Source organism: Pacificimonas sp. ICDLI1SI03, assembly GCF_054740865.1.
Map to the genome: position 1 here is coordinate 623,802 of NZ_JBSQAU010000002.1, position 16,205 is coordinate 640,006.

A 16,205-nucleotide genomic window follows, 5' to 3' on the forward strand; every position below is an offset into this window, starting at 1 on the left:
CTGGTAATCAACCGATTACCAGGCCTTAAATTATTTCAGCGGAGCAATACTCCGAGTGGCCGGGTGTTTTTCCGCTGTCCATTCTTGATTCGCCCTCGCGGATTCGTCACTAGCGGCGCATGGCATCAAAACCGCGCACGCTCTTTGAGAAGATCTGGGACGCCCACACCGTCGAACGCCGGGACGACGGCACCTGTCTCATCTATATCGACCGGCATCTGATCCACGAGGTGACGACGCCGCAGGCATTCGAAAGCCTGAGGCTGGCGGGCCGTGGCGTCCGGCGGCCCGACCTGACGCTGGCGGTGCCCGATCATAACGTCCCGACCACCGACCGCTCAGGCCCCATCGCCGATCCGGCCAGTGCGAAACAGGTCGCCCTGCTGAAAGAAAATTGCGCGCAATTCGGCATCGAACATATTGAAATGACAGCGCGCGACCAGGGCATCGTGCATATCATCGGTCCCGAACAGGGCTTTACCCTGCCCGGCACCACGGTGGTTTGCGGCGACAGCCACACGGCGACGCATGGCGCGTTCGGCGCGCTGGCCTTTGGCATCGGCACCAGCGAGGTGGAACATGTGCTGGCGACGCAAACCCTGTTGCTGCGTCAGCCGAAAACCATGAGCGTGACCGTCGAGGGAACGCTGGGCTTCGGGGTAACGCCTAAGGATGTGACGCTGGCCATTATCGGCCGGACGGGCACAGGCGGCGGCACTGGCCATGTCATCGAATATCGTGGTTCCGTGTTCCGCGACATGTCGATGGAGGGCCGGATGACGGTCTGCAACATGGCGATAGAAGGCGGCGCACGTGCCGGTCTGGTGGCGCCCGACGAAACGACCTTTGCCTATGTAGAGGGTCGCGACCGCGCGCCGAAGGGCGATGATTGGGACCGCGCGCTCGCCTATTGGCGCACCCTGCCCACGGATGAGGGCGCGCACTTCGACAGGGAAATCGTGCTACACGCCGACGACATCGCGCCGCAGGTGACGTGGGGTACCAGCCCGGAGGACGTGCTGGCGGTGACGGACGCCATTCCCGATCCTGCCAGTTTCGCCGATGCCGGTAAGCGCACCGCTGCTGCGAAGTCGCTGGACTATCTGGGCCTGACGCCGGGCACGCGCCTGGCCGATATTCCCATCCAGCATGTGTTTCTGGGCAGTTGCACCAATGGCCGTATTGAGGATCTGCGCGCGGCCGCAGAGGTGGTGCGCGGCAAGCGCAAGGCGGAGGGTGTCGTACAGGTGATGGTCGTTCCCGGTTCCGGCCGGGTGAAGGCGCAGGCAGAGGAAGAGGGGCTGGACCGCATATTCCTGGAGGCGGGATTTGAATGGCGGGAGCCGGGCTGTTCCGCCTGCCTGGGCATGAACCCGGACAAGGTACCGCCGGGCGAACGATGTGCCTCTACCAGCAACCGCAATTTCGTCGGCAGGCAGGGGCCTGGCGCGCGCACGCATCTGATGTCACCCGCCATGGCGGCCGCGGCGGCGGTGACGGGCAGGATCACCGACGTCAGGGAGATGATGCGATGACCCCTTTCACCATGTTGACGGGCGTTGCCGTCCCATTCGGTGTCGAGAATGTCGATACCGACGTCATCATCCCGGCGAAGTTCCTGAAATCCGTAACGCGCACGGGGCTGGGGGCCGGCGCTTTCGAAAGCATTCGGGCGAACGACCCGGACAATATTTTCGATCAGCCGCGCTATGCCCGCGCGCCAATCCTGATCGCGGGCGACAATTTCGGTTGCGGTTCCAGCCGCGAACATGCGCCCTGGGCACTCGGCGATATGGGGTTTCGCGCCGTTATCGCGCCCAGTTTCGCCGATATTTTTTCCGGCAATGCCTTCAAGAACGGCATGCTGCTGGTCGAATTGCCGCAGGATCAGGTCGACCGCCTGATGGAAGTGGCGGAGACGGACGAAATCACCATCGACCTGGAAACGCAGACGGTCACGACCCCTTTTCAGGACCGCTTTACGTTCGAGGTGGACCCCTTTCGCAAACATTGCCTGCTGAATGGCCTGGACGAAATCGGCCTGACAGAGGCCATGGCGCCCTCCATCGACAGCTATGAGGCGCGCCTGACCGAACATCAGCCCTGGATCGGCGGGGCAGCCGGAGTAGCCGCATGACCAAAACACTTCTCCTCCTTCCCGGAGATGGAATCGGTCCTGAAGTCATTGGCGAGGTCCATAAGGTGCTGGACGCACTGGCGCTGGACATCGACGTGTCGGAGGCTTTGTTCGGCGGTATCGGCATCGATACAGAAGGCGTACCGGTCAGCGACGAGACGCTGGTGCGCGCTCAGGCAGCCGATGCCGTTCTGATGGGTGCGGTCGGCGGGCCGCAATGGGCCGCGCAATCCTTCGATACCCGGCCTGAGGCGGGCCTGCTGAAGCTACGCGCGGCCATGAACGTCTATGCCAATCTGCGCCCCGCACGCTGTTTCCCGGCACTGGCCGATGCAAGCAGTCTGAAGCGCGAACTGGTCGAGGGGCTGGACATCATGTTCGTGCGCGAACTGGTCGGCGGCGTCTATTTCGGCCAGCCGCGCGGGATCGAGGATCTGCCGGATGGCGGGCGGCGCGGGCTCAACAGCCATGTCTATACGACGGAGGAAATCCGCCGGGTGGCGCGCACCGCGTTCGAAACGGCGCGCCAGCGGGGCGGCCGCGTCTGTTCCGTCGAGAAGTCTAACGTCATGGAGGCGGGACTGCTGTGGCGCGAGGAAGTGACGCGCCTGCATGCGGAGGATTATTCCGATATAGAACTGAGCCACATGCTGGCCGACAATTGCGCCATGCAATTGGTGAAAAATCCGAAGCAGTTCGACACCATCCTGACGGACAATCTGTTCGGCGATCTGCTGTCCGACGAGGCCGCGATGCTGACGGGATCGCTGGGCCTTCTGCCGTCCGCGGCGCTGGGCGAGGCGGGGAAGCCGGGCCTTTACGAACCGATCCATGGCAGCGCACCCGATATTGCCGGACAGGGCCTGGCCAATCCCTCTGCCGCGATCCTGAGCCTGGCGATGGCATTCCGCTATAGTCTGGACGATGAGGCAATGGCGACGCGGATCGAGAAGGCGGTGGAGAGTGCCATCGACAGCGGCACCCGCACGGCGGACATCGGCGGCACCGCCACGACGGCACAAATGGGAGCGGCCATCGTTCAGTCATTGTGAACGATAAGGTCCCCCCTTCGCCCGGCAATCCCGACATGGAGCGCTGGAAGCGGATATTCGACAAGGCGCTCGGCACATTCCTGACGGGTTTGCTGTTTCTTGCCCCCTTCATTCTGACGCTGGTCATTCTCGACTGGCTGATCCGCCAGATCGCCGCCCTGTTCGGTGAGGAGAGCATTTTCGGGTCCGCGTTGACCGGCGGATCCAGCCTGATCTTTGGCGAGACGGCGTTTGGCATCTGGGTTCTGCTGGCGCTGGTCGTGGTGGGCATATGGGCGATCGGACGGCTGTTTCAGACGCGCGCGAAGAAAAGCATGCAGGAACGTATCGACGGCTGGATGGACCGCGTGCCCGTGATCGGCGGCATTTATCGCCCGATCAGCCGTATCACCCGCATGATCGGCCTGCGCGAGGAGAACGAACTGGCCGATATGCGTCCCGTGGCGGTGCGCTTTGGTGGCCCCAATGGCACGGATGCGCTGGCGCTGTTGCCGACATCGGAGCCGGTGTGGGTCGGTGGGGAAGAACGCCGGCTGGTCTATATCCCGTCAGCGCCCCTGCCGATGACGGGCTTTCTGACACTCGTTCCCCGTGAGAGCATTATCGAGGTAGAGGGTCTGGCGGTCGACGACCTGCTGAAATTCTATATTTCGGTCGGGACGGTCATGCCTGCTGAACTGAAGATTCCGCCTGCATCGCCCCCAGCGGGTCTTGCCGGTGCGCCATCTGCGCCTTCGCCGTCACCCAATGCGTCACCCAATGCGCCACCCGCGCCGACGAACCCGAACGCCTGACCTTGCCAAGGCGGCCTGCAGGGCCAAGATGGACCGGATGATGCCGCAACCCGCTTCGGAAACCGACGCCGCGATCGCCGTCGCCGCGCTTTACTGCTTTGCGCCCTTTGCCGATCCGGCGGCGCTGCGCGATCCCCTGGCCTCGATGTGCCGGGAAGAGGGAGTGCGCGGGACCATCTTGCTGGCGGCGGAGGGGGTCAACGGCACCATTGCGGGGCGGGCGGCAGCCATCGACCGCGTGCTCGATCATATTCGCGCGCTGCCCGGATGCGCGGCCGCCAATATCAAGATGTCGACGGCGGCGGAGATGCCGTTTCACCGCATGAAGGTCAGGGTGAAGCAGGAAATTGTCACCATGGGCCAGCCGGGGATCGATCCGCTGACCGGTGCCGGCACCTATGTCTCGGCGCGCGACTGGAACGCCCTGATCGCCCAGCCGGATACGATCCTGATCGACACGCGCAACGATTATGAAGTGCGGATCGGCAGTTTTGCCGGGGCGGTCGATCCGCAGACGGCCAGCTTTCGCGATTTTCCCGAATGGTTTCGCGCACAGCGGGACGGCCTGCTGGGCGAAGGCACGCCGAAGATCGCCATGTTCTGCACCGGCGGCATCCGCTGTGAAAAGGCGACGGCGTTCCTGAAGGCGGAGGGCGTCGAAGAGGTCTATCATCTGGACGGCGGCATCCTGAAATATCTGGAGGACGTGCCCGAGGAGGAGAGCCGCTGGCAGGGCGAATGTTTCGTGTTCGACGAACGTGTCGCCGTCGGCCATGGCCTGTCGCCCGGCACGCACAGCCTGTGCCGCGCCTGCCGCTTGCCACTGGCGCCGCGGGATCTGGAATCGCCCCTGTACGAGGAGGGGGTCAGCTGCGCGCACTGCCACGCCACCCGTACAGAGGCGCAGCGGCAGGCATATCGGGAGCGGGAGCGGCAGGTGAAGCTGGCGCGGGCGCGCGGCGAGGCGCATGTTGGCCGGGTGGAGCACGCCGCCGATGAGTGACCTGCCCGTCCTCTACAGTTTTCGCCGCTGCCCCTATGCCATGCGCGCGCGTATGGCGCTGCTGGTGGCCGGCATCGTTAGCGAATTGCGAGAAGTGAAGCTGAGCGACAAGCCGGAGGCCATGCTGCAGGCCTCTGCCAAGGGGACCGTGCCGACGCTGGTCCTTGCCGGGGGGCAGGTGGTCGATGAAAGCCTGGCCATCATGCATCATGCGCTGGCGCAGAATGATCCGGATGACTGGCTGTCCGGCAATGATGCAGAGCTGATCGCCGCCAATGACGGCCCGTTCAAGCATCATCTGGACCGCTATAAATACCCCAATCGCCATGACAGCGACCCCCAGGAACACCGGGCGGCGGGGCTGTCCCTGCTCAAGGTTCTGGAACGCCGGCTGGAGGGGCAAGGCAATCTGCACGGCGATGCGGTGCGGATGACCGACGTGGCGCTGTTCCCCTTCATCCGCCAATTCGCCCATACCGACCGCGACTGGTTCGCCGCCCAGCCCATTCCACGCGTACAGGCATGGCTAGCCCGCCACCTCGCCTCCGACCTGTTCAAGCGCGCAATGGTAAAACACCCGCAATGGGCGCCCGGTGACGAACGGGTGATTTTTCCCGGAAGCTAGAGTACGGCGGGTATTTAATCCAACGCGCAACAGGGTGAATGTCGAGCCCTCTTCAAGGCTATTTGGATGAAACGACCTGCCGTGCGCCTTTTTGCACTTCCGCTCGGAAAGCGCCGTCGAAAGTACATCGTTAGAATGCAGCAAAACGTTCAATATCATTGATCCGACCGGAGACGACCAACTCGTCATCGGGGAAGATCAGCGTGTCGGGAACGGCGTGAATGAAGGCCTCTCCGGCGCGCTTTACCCCTACCACGGTCACGTCAAAGCGCTTGCGGCATTCGCTGGTGATCAGGGGCAGGCCCACGATCGGTTCCGGTGCGACAAGCCGTGCGATGGCGAACTCGTCGCCAAAGGCAATAAAGTCGAGCAAGCGTTCGTTGAGCAGATGGGCCACGCGTTCGCCCATTCTCTGTTCGGGGAAAACGACGTGGGCCGCGCCGATGCGCTCAAGGATACGGGCGTGCTTCTCGTTGGTCGCCTTGGCCCAGATATTGGTAAGTCCGAGATCGGCCAAAGCCAGAACGGTCAGCACGCTCGCTTCGATATCGGTGCCGATGGCTACAACAGCCGCTTCGAATTCAGCCGCGCCGAGCTGCCGTAGGGTTGCACTATCTGTGCAATCGGCCTGCACCACCTTCGTCAAATCCGCGACATACTCCTGCACAAGCTTAGGATCGCAATCAGCGCCCAGAACCTCGTGCCCCATATTCTCTAGCGTGCGCGCAACGGCACCGCCAAAGCGGCCAAGCCCTACAACGAGAACGGGTTTCCGTTTTTTAGCCGACAATGACATTCTCCTTGGGATGGCGATAGGCGCGCTGCGGCCGTCCAGTGGCGAGGGCGGTCGCGACAGTAATGGTTCCGACCCGGCCAACGAACATCAGGATGACCAGCACAATCTGTGCACTGGGTGGCAGTTCGGCAGTAATGCCAGTTGAGAGGCCGACCGTGGCGAAAGCGGAAATGCATTCGAACAGGATTTCAACCAGCGGCAGCGCGCTGACAGATGCGATGAAGATGGTGGCGGTAAAGATCAGCGTTGCTGCCAGCACGGTAACCGACAGTGCCTGACGTTCAATTTCACTACCGAACCGACGATTGAACAGACCCGCATCGCGGCGGTTGAGCACCTCAGACAAGACGATAGCAAACAGAACCACGAAGGAGGTGATCTTGATGCCGCCAGCGGTGCCAGCGCTGCCGCCGCCGACAAACATTAGCAGATAATTGAGCATCAGAGTCTGATCGCGAAACGCGCCCACATTCATGCTGTTAAATCCGGCGGTGCGCGGCATGACCGAATGAAATGCGGCGTTGAGGATTTTTGTCCCCAACGGCATTGGGCCGAGCGTCGCAGCGTTGCTCCACTCCATAGCAAGTATGGCGACAAACCCGATCAGCAACAAAGCGGCGGTGCCGCTGATCGTGATCTTCGTGTGCAGCGACCAGCGGTGCCAGCGAAAGCGCTTGTCCCTCAGATCCTGCATCACGGGAAAACCCAAAGCGGTGAGAATGACCGACAGCATGATTGGCCAAAGGATCAACGGGTCCGCTTGATACCCCATGACGCTGTCCGAATGACTTGAGAAGCCAGCATTGTTGAACGCGCTGACCGAGTGAAAGACGCCGTGCCAGACTGCGTTTCCCCAAGGCATTTCATAGAAGCTGGCCATGCGTATGGCGAGGATGGCGGCGACCACCGCCTCTGCGACCATGGTGATAAGGAACACCAGTTTAAGAACCGAGAGTGCATCCCCAGTCTCAAGTCTGTTTCGTTCGACTTGGGTAGCCATCCGGTCCCGCAGCCCAAAGCCGCGCCCGGCCATCAGACCGAACAGGGTTGCGGCAGTCATGATTCCCAGCCCGCCGATCTGGAACATCGGCAAGATAGCCGCTTGCCCAAAAGCCGACCAATAGGTCGGAGTATCGACGACGATCAACCCGGTGACCGACACTGCAGAAGCCGCAGTGAACAGGGTGGTGGGGAATGGCGCTACTGTGCCATCAGCAGTTGCAAAGGGCAGGCTGAGGACAGCCGTTCCGATGGCGATTGCTAGAAGAAAAAGGACCGGAATGAGTCTGATAGGATTGCGCAGGGCCTTCATGGACGCCTAATGCCTTGTGAGTCGGGAATGAGCAAGGACACCCTATTAGGGAGCAATGGCGTCCCGATTTTGGTCGTGCGGGCTATATCTAAGCACCGTATCCGAATGCAGTTATAAACCGCGGGATAGGGCGCCCGCGTCCCCGCTTATCTCAACGCGAGCTTGTCATCACCGGGACGTACGCACCTACAAAAGCCCGGAAAACTCCTGCAGGACGGCGCGGTACAGGTCTGTTTTGAAGGGGACGATCTTGTGCGGCAGGGTGGCTGGGTCTGCCCAGCGCCAGTGGGAAAATTCGGGATGTGCCGTGGCGATGTCGATCTCTTCGTCGCTGCCCAGGAAACGCATGGCGAACCATGTCTGCCGCTGGCCGCAATAGCGCCCCTTCCACATCTTGCCGACCAGCTCGTCCGGCAAATTATAGTGCAGCACGCCCGCGCTTTTGGCCATGATCTCGACGGAGGTGGGGGCGATGCCGGTTTCCTCCTCCAGCTCTCGCAGGGCGGCGGTGCGGGCATCCTCGCCCTCGTCAATGCCGCCCTGTGGCATTTGCCAGTAATCGGCGGGGTTATCGATGCGCTTTGCGGTGAAGACCTGATTGTCGGCGTTCAGCAACATGATGCCGACGCAGGGGCGATAGGGCAGGCCGCTGGGATGTTGGGGATCGTTCATGGCGCGACACTAGCCGCGAAGCTGCGCCTCGCAAGCCATGGAATCTGCAACGCCTGAAATGCCGCCCGCGCCAGCAGGAACAGGGTGAAGGACAGCCATAGACCATGATTGCCCAGCGGCTGCGTCAGCCACAGCGCCAGCGCATAGCAGATGGCGGCGCCGATCATCCCCACCATCATCGCGCGGGTCCAACTTGCGCCGACGAACACCCCGTCCAGCGTAAAGCTGACGACACCGGCCAGCGGGATCACTGCCAGCCAGATGGCATGGTCCTGCGCGAACCGTGCCACGGCGGGGGTGGCGGCAAAGCTGGCCAGGATGGGGTTGGCGAGGACGAGGAATGCCAGCGACAAAAGGGCCGCGACGCCCAGGCCGCGCCACAGGATCGCGCGCATGGTCGTGAAGAACCCCTGCCGGTCGCGGGCGCCGAACGCTTCGCCATTCAGCACCTGCGCGGCATTTTCGAATCCGTCGATCAGCAGGGCGGAAAATATGAACAGCTGAAAGATGATGCCGTTCGCCGCCAGCGCCACCGGCCCGATGCCCGCGCCCGCGCGGGTCAGCGCCGCCATGGCGACGGCAAGGATCAGCGAGCGCAGGAACAGGTCGCCGTTCAGCGCCAGTAGCGGCCGGAAGCGCGCCCAGGCGAGTGCGCCGCCCGCCGTGAAGGTGGATGCCAGATGGCGGACGGTTTCCCCGCGCATGACAAACAGGGCCGTGCCGATGAACTTGCCATATTCTGCAATCAGGCTGGACCAGGCGATGCCCGCGATACCAAGATCGAGCGCCAGCACGAAGAGCAGGCCAAGGCCGATATTCGTGAGATTATAGAGCACCTCTATGACGAGCGCGGCACGCACCTGCCGCCGCCCGACCAGCAGCCCCAGCAGCGCCAGATTGGCGAAGAAGGCGGGTGCCGACCAATAGCGGATGTCGATATAGATCCGCGCCGCGCGCGCGACCGCGCCCTCTGCCCCCAGCGCGCTGATGCCGAACGGTACAACCAACGGTTTCAACAGCAGCAGGACGACCGCCAGCACCAGGCCGACGATCAGGGCGCGGATCAGCGTCGCGGCCTGTCCGGGGTCTGCGCCCCGGTCCTGCGCAACGAGGCCGGTCGTGCCCGTTTTTAGAAAGTTCATGACCGTGAACAGCAGCGCAAACAGCTTTGCGCCAACGTCGACGGCGCCTTGTGCGGCGACATCCTGCAGCCGTCCGACGATCCACATGTCGCCAATGCCGATCAGGGCGGTGGCGACATTGGTTGCCATCGCCGGCAATGCGATCGCCCAGATCGGGCGCGCGTCAACCCGATAGACGGTCGGCCCGGCGGAGCTGGGGGCGGGATCGGCGGCGGGCGTAGTCATCGGGATGCCTCATGACCCCGAAGGGCGCGCCTGTGCAACCTCCCCGCGTCCCCCGCGAAGATTATTGCGGGGAGCGTTTGGCGAGGATGCGCTGCAGCGTGCGCCGGTGCATTTTCAGCCTGCGGGCGGTTTCCGACACGTTGCGGTCGCACAGCTCGTACACGCGCTGAATATGTTCCCACCGCACCCGGTCGGCGGACATGGGATCCTCTGGCGGGGCGGGCTTGTCGCCGGAATTGGCGGCCAGCGCCTTTATGATGTCGTCGGGATCGGCGGGCTTTGCGAGATAATCGACCGCGCCCGCCTTTACCGCCGCAACAGCGGTCGCGAGATTGCCATATCCCGTCAGCATGACGATGCGGATCGTCGGATTTGCCGCGCGCAATTCGCTGACCAGATCCAGGCCGCTGCCATCCTGTAGCCGCATGTCGAGAACGGCATGGGTGGGACGATTACGGGCGGCGAGCGCGCGCGCCTCGGCAATGCCCGCGGCGGACAGAACCTCATAGCCGCGCCTCGACAAGGTCAGCTCCAGCCGCTGACGGAAGCTATTGTCATCATCGACCAGCAGCAGGGTGCCGTTCTGGGTTTCCGTCATGTGATCGTCTCCAATTCCTGTGGCTCGACCGTCGGCCAGCTGATTTCGACGCGGCCGCCGCCCCGCGCCCGATTCCAGAACCGTACCCGCGCGCCGGTCCGCTCCAGAAGCGTCGTGGCAATAAAGATACCCAGCCCCGTGCCCCCGCTTCTGGAACGCGACGGACCGGGATAAGGTTCGCCCAGATGCGGCAATATGTCGGCCGGAAACCCCGGACCGTCATCTTCTATGTGGATCGCCAGCCTTTCCGTGTCCGCCGTGGCCGCCAATACGACCTCTGCGCGGGCGAAGCGTACTGCATTATCCACCAGGTTCAAAAGGCCGTGCAGCAGTTCGGACGACCTTTCGACGGTAGGCAGAGGCGTGGCTGCACGGGCAACCCGGACGGGCACACGCGCGTCCGCAAAGCCGTGCGCGACCTCGTGCAGCAGGGTGCCGAGCGGAAGCTCTGGAAAGGGCGCCTCCGCCTCAGATCTTTGTGCGATGCCGGTCAGGATGCTGCGACAGCGCTCCGCCTCTCGCACCAGAAGGGCGATGTCGGCGCCGAAATCGGGGTCGCCGGACAGTTCATTATCCAGATCCTTTGCAATGAGCGTGATCGTGCCGAGGGGGCCGCCAAGTTCATGCGCGGCGGCCGCCGCAAGCGCGCCCAGCGCGGACATTTTTGTTTCCCGCTCCAGAACGGCCTGGGTCGTCACCAATGCCTGTTGCCAGCGGCGCGCCTCCAGCGAGACCCGCAGGACATAAAGGGCGATAAACATGATGGTGAAGGCGAGCGCGGAGAAAGTCGCGGCCTGCAGTAGCCCCGGCATTTCCGGTGGCGCCCCGTTCCACGGGAGGGGACGTGCCCATTTCCACTCCACGACCAGGATGGCCACGGCAATCGCAGTCAGGATGCCCGTGGCGCGGGGGGACAACAGGGTCGCGGAAATAACGACCGGTACGATCATCAGGACCGCGAACGGATTGCCGATGCCGCCGGTCAGGAACAGCAGCACACCAAGTTGAACGAGATCGAAGCCTAGGTGGGCGAGCGCCTCCGTCCCCACCAGCCGCGCCTTTCGCGAATAGAGGGCATAGAGGCTGAGATTGAGGATGACCGAGGCCAGCACCGCCGCCGCCGCACCCAGATAGGAAAATTCGAACCCAAGCCCTGCCGCGACAATCAGCATCGTCAGGACCTGTCCGCCAATCGCCATCCAACGAATGACGATCAGCGTCCTTACCCGGATGCCGGGCCGTCCAAGGGTTTCGGGAACGGACAGAGGCGTGCGGTGTATCACGCCGCTATTCGGTGCCGGCCGACCCGCCGCCCGTGCGGTTAGGCATGGCGCATCATTCCTCTATCGGCGTGAACTGGCCGAGCGCGCAGGAGCCGGTGGGAAAATTATTTGCCGGTTCGAAGAAGGTAAGAATTTCCCCGGAACAGATCTGGTTGCTGGGGGTGCGATAGCTGAACGCATCGTCCCGCGCGGAGGGCGGGCAACTGGTGGGCAGTTCGTTGCGATAGACCCTGCTGCCCCGCATGACGAACAGGATGTTGCGCGCGTCCAGCGGCTCTGTCCGGTCGATATCGCGAAGATTGACGCAGTTGATTGGCTCCCCCGTCGCGGCGGCGGTGAGGCGCGGATCCTGTGGTTCGGAATCGGCGGAAGGGGTGCTGGCGGCGCAGCCGGCCAGAGCAAGGGTAGCAATTGCAGTGATAACGGGCAGTTTCATGGTAACTCTCCCTGATCAGGCTCCCCCCTGACTGTACGTACGACAGCGCCCCCTGGTTTCAATATCCCGCCGCGTGGCCATCCTTGCGCATTTCGCTGGCGCCCCAATAAACGCCGGTTTCCGGGTCGCGCCAAATGGCCTGATAGCCGCCAAATTCGCCGACGGCATATTTTACCTGATGGCCACGCGCCTGGAGGGCCCGCACGACCTCCTGCGATATGCCGGATTCGACCTCAACCACGTCGTCGTTGAGGTCGCCAAGGCCGGTGGGTTCCAGACCGCCAATATGCTGAAAGCGCGCCACATCGCCCGCAGCCTGCACGTCCAGACCCATGTCGATCATGTTGACGACGATCTGCGCATGCCCCTGCGGTTGCATCGCGCCGCCCATCAGGCCGAACGACATTAGCGGCTCGCCATCTTTCGTCAGAAAGGCCGGGATGATCGTGTGGAACGGGCGCTTGCCCGGCGCATAGGCATTGGGATGTTCAGGATCGAGCGCGAATTGCGTGCCGCGGTCCTGAAACATGAAGCCCAGAGTATTCCCCTCTCCGTCATCCGGCACGAGGCCAGACCCCATGCCGCGATAATTGGACTGGATCAGGCTGACCATCATGCCGTCACTGTCGGCGACTGTCATATAGATGGTGTCCGCCGCCTCCAGATCGCCGGGCAGGCGACCGCCTTCGACGGATTCGGCGGCACGCGCACCGATCAGCTTGCCACGCTCCTCCGCATATTCATCGGACAGCAGCCATTCGACGGGGGTCTGCGCAAAATCGGGATCGGCATAATATTTCGCCCGGTCGGCAAAGGCGAGTTTCTTAGCCTCGATCATCAGGTGCCAGAATTCGTCGGAATCCCGCCCCATGGAGGCAAGATCATAGGGTTCCAGGAGGTTCAGCATCTGCAGTGCGGCGATGCCCTGACCATTGGGTGGCAGTTCCCACACATCATAGCCGCGATAATTGACGCTGACCGGCTCGACCCAATTGGCGGTGTGGCGTTCGAAGTCGACCTTGCGATGCGGACCACCGATCCGTTCCAGATAGGCGGCCATGTCCTCGGCGAGTTCGCCCTTGTAGAATGCGTCGGTGCCTTCCTCAGCAATTGTGCGGAGGGTGCGGGCGAGGTCGGGATTGCGGAAAATCTCCCCCTCCTGCGGGCCGACGCCGTTCACCGCGTAGAGCGTTTTCCAATTCTCGCCATCCTCGACGATGCCCTCGTCGCTGAGCCGCTGAAACTGCTCCATGGTCGAGCGCCAATAGTAGGAGATCAGCTCTGAAACCGGGAAACCCTCCTCGGCATAGCGAATGGCGGGGGCCAGATCGTCCGCCAGCGGCAATTTGCCGAACTTTTCGTGCAGCATGCCCCAGCCGGATACGGCGCCGGGAATTGTGACGCTGCGCCATCCCCAATCGGGAATATCGTTCGCATCGCCTGCCTGTGCGGAGGCGGCGCGAAGCTGTTCCAGCGTCTGCCCAAGGGGCGCGCGACCGGACGCGTTCAGGCCATAGAGCTTTTTCTCGGTGGGCGACCAGACGATGGCGAACAGATCGCCGCCCATGCCGTTTCCGGTCGGTTCCATCAGGCCCAGCGCCGCGTTGGCGGCAATCGCCGCATCGGCGGCACTGCCACCCTGCTTCAGAACGTCGAGCGCGATCTGCGTCGCCAGCGGCTGGCTGGTTGCGGCCATGCCATGCCGACCCAGAACGGCGGACCGTGTCTTCCCCTCATGCCCGGTATTGCGATCGCCCTGGTCTTTCCGGGGCGGCTGTACGGACGGATCCTCCGACGCGCGCTGCGGCGGTGTGGGCTGCGCCAGTGCCGGCGATGCGGTGGCAAGAATGGCGGCAAGCACGGCGGCGACGGGACGCATGATTTGGAACTCCCCCAATTTCAGATCCACACACCCCTAAGGGAGAGTGTGGCTGCGGGGAAGGGTTCAGGCGGCGGCGCGGACTGCCGCTGCCACCTGCTGTGGTATGGGCGGGGTCGACCAGCGACCGCAATTACGGCCTTCACGCTTCGCGATATAAAGATGTTCGTCCGCACGGCGCAGCGCCTCGCGCAGGGGTTCGCCGCGAACGACGCGTGCCAGGCCCAGACTTGCCGTAACGGGCAGGGAGAGCCCGGGTACTTTTTCGGCAACGCGAACAGGAATGCGCTGACGTGCGGCCTCCGCCGTCACCTCGGGGTCCCCGGTAAAGACCAGCAGGGCAAACTCCTCCCCTCCCATTCTGGCCGTTAGTCCGCCCTCTTCCCCCAGCGTACGTGCTACGGTTCGCAAAACATCATCGCCGACATCGTGCCCATGGCGGTCATTGATCCGCTTGAAATAATCCAGGTCGAAGACGGCGACGGCCGCCACCGTTTCGTTTTGCTCAAGCGCCCAGGCATAGCGCTGTTCGAGCGCGCGGCGGTTCGCGATGCCCGTTAACGGATCGGTTCGTGCCAAACGGTCGGCAGCGTCCGCACGCTCGTGCGCCTCGTCGCGTTCCTGCCGCAGGCGGTAAAAGCGATCGGCGACGCCGACGGCGCCGACGCAGAATTCAAAGGCCGTGGCACCCAATATGGCGATATCGATTCCGGGCGGCCTGGCAAATCCAAAGATTCCGCGCAGCAAAATCTCGGTACAGACGAGGATCAGCGGGGCCCAGCCAACGATTTGGAAAGTTGCCGCGCGGCTGCCGCGCCGAAAGGCCTGCCCAAGCGCGAACACAATGACCCCAAGTACCGGAACGTAAAGAAGCGAGGAGAGCGCTGCCGCTGTGCTGCCCGGCGTCCAGAGCGGCTGAACGATCGTCTTTGCGATGACGAAGGGAAAGATGAGGCAGAGCGCCCAATTAACCCAGCGGTCGACGCATCCCGGCTCCAGATATGCCTTCAGGAACGGGCCGGCGAGGGCGACGAGAATGTTAAAACCCCAAAGGGTCGCCCAATATCGCGCCGGGCTGTCCGGGGCCGGCAATCCGTCTATGACGAATGCGGACATCCCGAAGATGAAGACGATATTGCTGAACGCCCGGGCGCTGAGCAGCAGCAAAAACCGCTCCCTGAGGACGACATAGAAGCTCATCGCATAGAAAATCGGGATGATGACGATCCCCCACAGCATCCCCGTCAGAATCGCGCCCCAGCTTGCGGCGTGGACGTGATTCGACAAGGCAGCGGCAGACGCCGGATCGCCCACAAGGCCGATCAGGTGGAGAAGCGCCACCATGTAAACCAGGATTTTCAAATAGCTGAACCCAAACTGCGATAGGCTCAGCCTAATATGCAGGGCTTAGGAATTTATTACCGCGTCAACCGGCGAAGGCGTCCTTGGCCGCACGGCGTTCGCCCAGCTCCTTCGCAGAACGTGCCCGCAAGAACGGATTGGTCTTCAGCTCTGCCTCGATGGTCGAAGGGACGGTGGGAATCCCCTTTTCGCGCTGTGCGACCACTTCTGACTGGCGGCGCGCCAGCGCATCATTGCCGGGTTCTGCGGTCAGCGCAAAGCGCCCGTTCGCTTCGGTATATTCATGCGCGCAATAGACCTGCGTCGCGGGGGGCAGGGCGGCAAACTTGCGCAGACTGTCGAACATGTCGGCGGGTGTGCCCTCGAACAATTTACCGCAGCCCATGGCGAACAGCGTGTCACCGCAGAACAGGACACCCTCATCCGCGAAATAATAGGCGTTATGGCCGGCAGTGTGGCCGGGCACATCTATAACGCAGCCCAGATGCTTGCCGATGCTGACCTCTTCCCCCTCGACCACGGCGCGGTCGATGCCGGTAATCTTTTCCTGCTCGCCCCGGGGGCCGGTGATATGGCAGCCGGTGGCGTCCTTTATCTCCTGATTGCCGCCGACATGGTCGGGATGCCAGTGCGTATTGAGAATCTGGGTGATCCGCCAGCCGCGCCGCTCCGCCTCCGTCAGGACGGGACCGGCAACCGCCGGGTCGATGACGGCTGTCTCGCCACTGTCCGGATCATGGACCAGGTAGACATAATTATCATTGAGTACGGGGATCTGGACGATATCTAGCATGGCCGCAGCATAGCAGGTTCGCGCGGCCCCGTTAACCGTTCCGAAACGGCCTTATGGAATAGCGGACGGGCTTGGGGAATTCCTACTAATTCGTAC

16 protein-coding genes are annotated in these 16,205 nt (G+C 62.9%); 6 read left to right on the forward strand and 10 right to left on the reverse strand.

Translation table 11 applies throughout. The features are described from left to right. The first annotated feature begins 119 nt into the window (after nt 1–119). The 6 genes from leuC to ACSMXM_RS14985 are packed head-to-tail and all read left to right on the forward strand — an operon-like array spanning nt 120 to nt 5,611. The gene (leuC, locus tag ACSMXM_RS14960) at nt 120–1,535 is read left to right on the forward strand and encodes a 3-isopropylmalate dehydratase large subunit (protein WP_460317204.1); all 1,416 of its coding nucleotides are present in this window, start codon (nt 120–122) and stop codon (nt 1,533–1,535) included. After that, on the forward strand, nt 1,532–2,137 hold the full coding sequence (gene leuD / locus ACSMXM_RS14965; RefSeq protein WP_460317206.1) for a 3-isopropylmalate dehydratase small subunit: 606 nt from the start codon (nt 1,532–1,534) through the stop codon (nt 2,135–2,137). The genes leuC and leuD overlap by 4 nt, the downstream gene beginning before the upstream one ends. Next, nucleotides 2,134–3,189 carry a 3-isopropylmalate dehydrogenase gene (gene leuB / locus ACSMXM_RS14970; RefSeq protein WP_460317208.1) on the forward strand — a complete coding sequence of 352 codons (1,056 nt, stop codon included), beginning with the start codon at nt 2,134–2,136 and terminating at the stop codon, nt 3,187–3,189. Before leuD ends, leuB begins: the two co-directional genes overlap by 4 nt. Next, a complete protein-coding gene (locus tag ACSMXM_RS14975) occupies nt 3,186–3,983 on the forward strand; it encodes a DUF502 domain-containing protein (RefSeq protein ID WP_460317210.1) in 798 nt (265 codons plus the stop codon). The genes leuB and ACSMXM_RS14975 overlap by 4 nt, the downstream gene beginning before the upstream one ends. 40 nt (nt 3,984–4,023) lie before the next feature. Beyond that, nucleotides 4,024–4,986, forward strand: coding sequence for an oxygen-dependent tRNA uridine(34) hydroxylase TrhO (gene trhO / locus ACSMXM_RS14980; RefSeq protein WP_460317619.1), 963 nt, complete (start codon nt 4,024–4,026; stop codon nt 4,984–4,986). Continuing rightward, nucleotides 4,979–5,611 carry a glutathione S-transferase gene (locus ACSMXM_RS14985; protein WP_460317212.1) on the forward strand — a complete coding sequence of 211 codons (633 nt, stop codon included), beginning with the start codon at nt 4,979–4,981 and terminating at the stop codon, nt 5,609–5,611. The genes trhO and ACSMXM_RS14985 overlap by 8 nt, the downstream gene beginning before the upstream one ends. Before the next feature lie 130 nt (nt 5,612–5,741). Here the strand turns inward: ACSMXM_RS14985 and ACSMXM_RS14990 are convergent, their stop codons facing one another. The 10 genes from ACSMXM_RS14990 to gloB all read right to left on the reverse strand — a co-directional run bounded on the left by ACSMXM_RS14990 (nt 5,742) and on the right by gloB (nt 16,109). Beyond that, on the reverse strand, nt 5,742–6,401 hold the full coding sequence (locus ACSMXM_RS14990; protein ID WP_460317214.1) for a potassium channel family protein: 660 nt from the start codon (nt 6,399–6,401) through the stop codon (nt 5,742–5,744). Continuing rightward, nucleotides 6,391–7,719 (reverse strand): TrkH family potassium uptake protein, encoded by a 1,329-nt coding sequence (locus tag ACSMXM_RS14995; protein WP_460317215.1) that lies wholly within the window; start codon nt 7,717–7,719, stop codon nt 6,391–6,393. The genes ACSMXM_RS14990 and ACSMXM_RS14995 overlap by 11 nt, the downstream gene beginning before the upstream one ends. A gap of 186 nt (nt 7,720–7,905) precedes the next feature. Continuing rightward, nucleotides 7,906–8,391 carry an RNA pyrophosphohydrolase gene (locus ACSMXM_RS15000; protein WP_460317217.1) on the reverse strand — a complete coding sequence of 162 codons (486 nt, stop codon included), beginning with the start codon at nt 8,389–8,391 and terminating at the stop codon, nt 7,906–7,908. Continuing rightward, nucleotides 8,388–9,758, reverse strand: coding sequence for an MATE family efflux transporter (locus ACSMXM_RS15005; RefSeq protein ID WP_460317219.1), 1,371 nt, complete (start codon nt 9,756–9,758; stop codon nt 8,388–8,390). The genes ACSMXM_RS15000 and ACSMXM_RS15005 overlap by 4 nt, the downstream gene beginning before the upstream one ends. 61 nt (nt 9,759–9,819) lie before the next feature. Next, on the reverse strand, nt 9,820–10,356 hold the full coding sequence (locus ACSMXM_RS15010) for an ActR/PrrA/RegA family redox response regulator transcription factor (protein ID WP_460317220.1): 537 nt from the start codon (nt 10,354–10,356) through the stop codon (nt 9,820–9,822). Beyond that, nucleotides 10,353–11,639 (reverse strand): ActS/PrrB/RegB family redox-sensitive histidine kinase, encoded by a 1,287-nt coding sequence (locus ACSMXM_RS15015; RefSeq protein WP_460317221.1) that lies wholly within the window; start codon nt 11,637–11,639, stop codon nt 10,353–10,355. Before ACSMXM_RS15015 ends, ACSMXM_RS15010 begins: the two co-directional genes overlap by 4 nt. A gap of 52 nt (nt 11,640–11,691) precedes the next feature. Then, nucleotides 11,692–12,075, reverse strand: a complete 384-nt coding sequence (locus ACSMXM_RS15020; protein WP_460317223.1) for a DUF6491 family protein — start codon at nt 12,073–12,075, stop codon at nt 11,692–11,694. Nucleotides 12,076–12,133: 58 nt separating this feature from the next. After that, nucleotides 12,134–13,954, reverse strand: coding sequence for a gamma-glutamyltransferase family protein (locus ACSMXM_RS15025; RefSeq protein ID WP_460317224.1), 1,821 nt, complete (start codon nt 13,952–13,954; stop codon nt 12,134–12,136). Nucleotides 13,955–14,020: 66 nt separating this feature from the next. Next, nucleotides 14,021–15,316: a sensor domain-containing diguanylate cyclase gene (locus ACSMXM_RS15030; RefSeq protein WP_460317226.1), complete on the reverse strand. Its 1,296-nt coding sequence runs from the start codon at nt 15,314–15,316 to the stop codon at nt 14,021–14,023. Between the two features lie 64 nt (nt 15,317–15,380). Next, nucleotides 15,381–16,109, reverse strand: coding sequence for a hydroxyacylglutathione hydrolase (gene gloB, locus ACSMXM_RS15035; RefSeq protein WP_460317228.1), 729 nt, complete (start codon nt 16,107–16,109; stop codon nt 15,381–15,383). Nucleotides 16,110–16,205 lie beyond the last annotated feature (96 nt).

What these genes read in the sequence shown, in the direction of transcription:
- leuC (WP_460317204.1), top strand. Translation starts at nt 120, where the DNA reads ATGGCATCAAAACCGCGCACGCTCTTTGAGAAGATCTGGGACGCCCAC.
- leuD (WP_460317206.1), top strand. Translation starts at nt 1,532, where the DNA reads ATGACCCCTTTCACCATGTTGACGGGCGTTGCCGTCCCATTCGGTGTC.
- leuB (WP_460317208.1), top strand. Translation starts at nt 2,134, where the DNA reads ATGACCAAAACACTTCTCCTCCTTCCCGGAGATGGAATCGGTCCTGAA.
- trhO (WP_460317619.1), top strand. Translation starts at nt 4,024, where the DNA reads ATGCCGCAACCCGCTTCGGAAACCGACGCCGCGATCGCCGTCGCCGCG.
- ACSMXM_RS14985 (WP_460317212.1), top strand. Translation starts at nt 4,979, where the DNA reads ATGAGTGACCTGCCCGTCCTCTACAGTTTTCGCCGCTGCCCCTATGCC.
- ACSMXM_RS14995 (WP_460317215.1), bottom strand. Translation starts at nt 7,719, where the DNA reads ATGAAGGCCCTGCGCAATCCTATCAGACTCATTCCGGTCCTTTTTCTT.
- ACSMXM_RS15000 (WP_460317217.1), bottom strand. Translation starts at nt 8,391, where the DNA reads ATGAACGATCCCCAACATCCCAGCGGCCTGCCCTATCGCCCCTGCGTC.
- ACSMXM_RS15005 (WP_460317219.1), bottom strand. Translation starts at nt 9,758, where the DNA reads ATGACTACGCCCGCCGCCGATCCCGCCCCCAGCTCCGCCGGGCCGACC.
- ACSMXM_RS15010 (WP_460317220.1), bottom strand. Translation starts at nt 10,356, where the DNA reads ATGACGGAAACCCAGAACGGCACCCTGCTGCTGGTCGATGATGACAAT.
- ACSMXM_RS15020 (WP_460317223.1), bottom strand. Translation starts at nt 12,075, where the DNA reads ATGAAACTGCCCGTTATCACTGCAATTGCTACCCTTGCTCTGGCCGGC.
- ACSMXM_RS15025 (WP_460317224.1), bottom strand. Translation starts at nt 13,954, where the DNA reads ATGCGTCCCGTCGCCGCCGTGCTTGCCGCCATTCTTGCCACCGCATCG.
- gloB (WP_460317228.1), bottom strand. Translation starts at nt 16,109, where the DNA reads ATGCTAGATATCGTCCAGATCCCCGTACTCAATGATAATTATGTCTAC.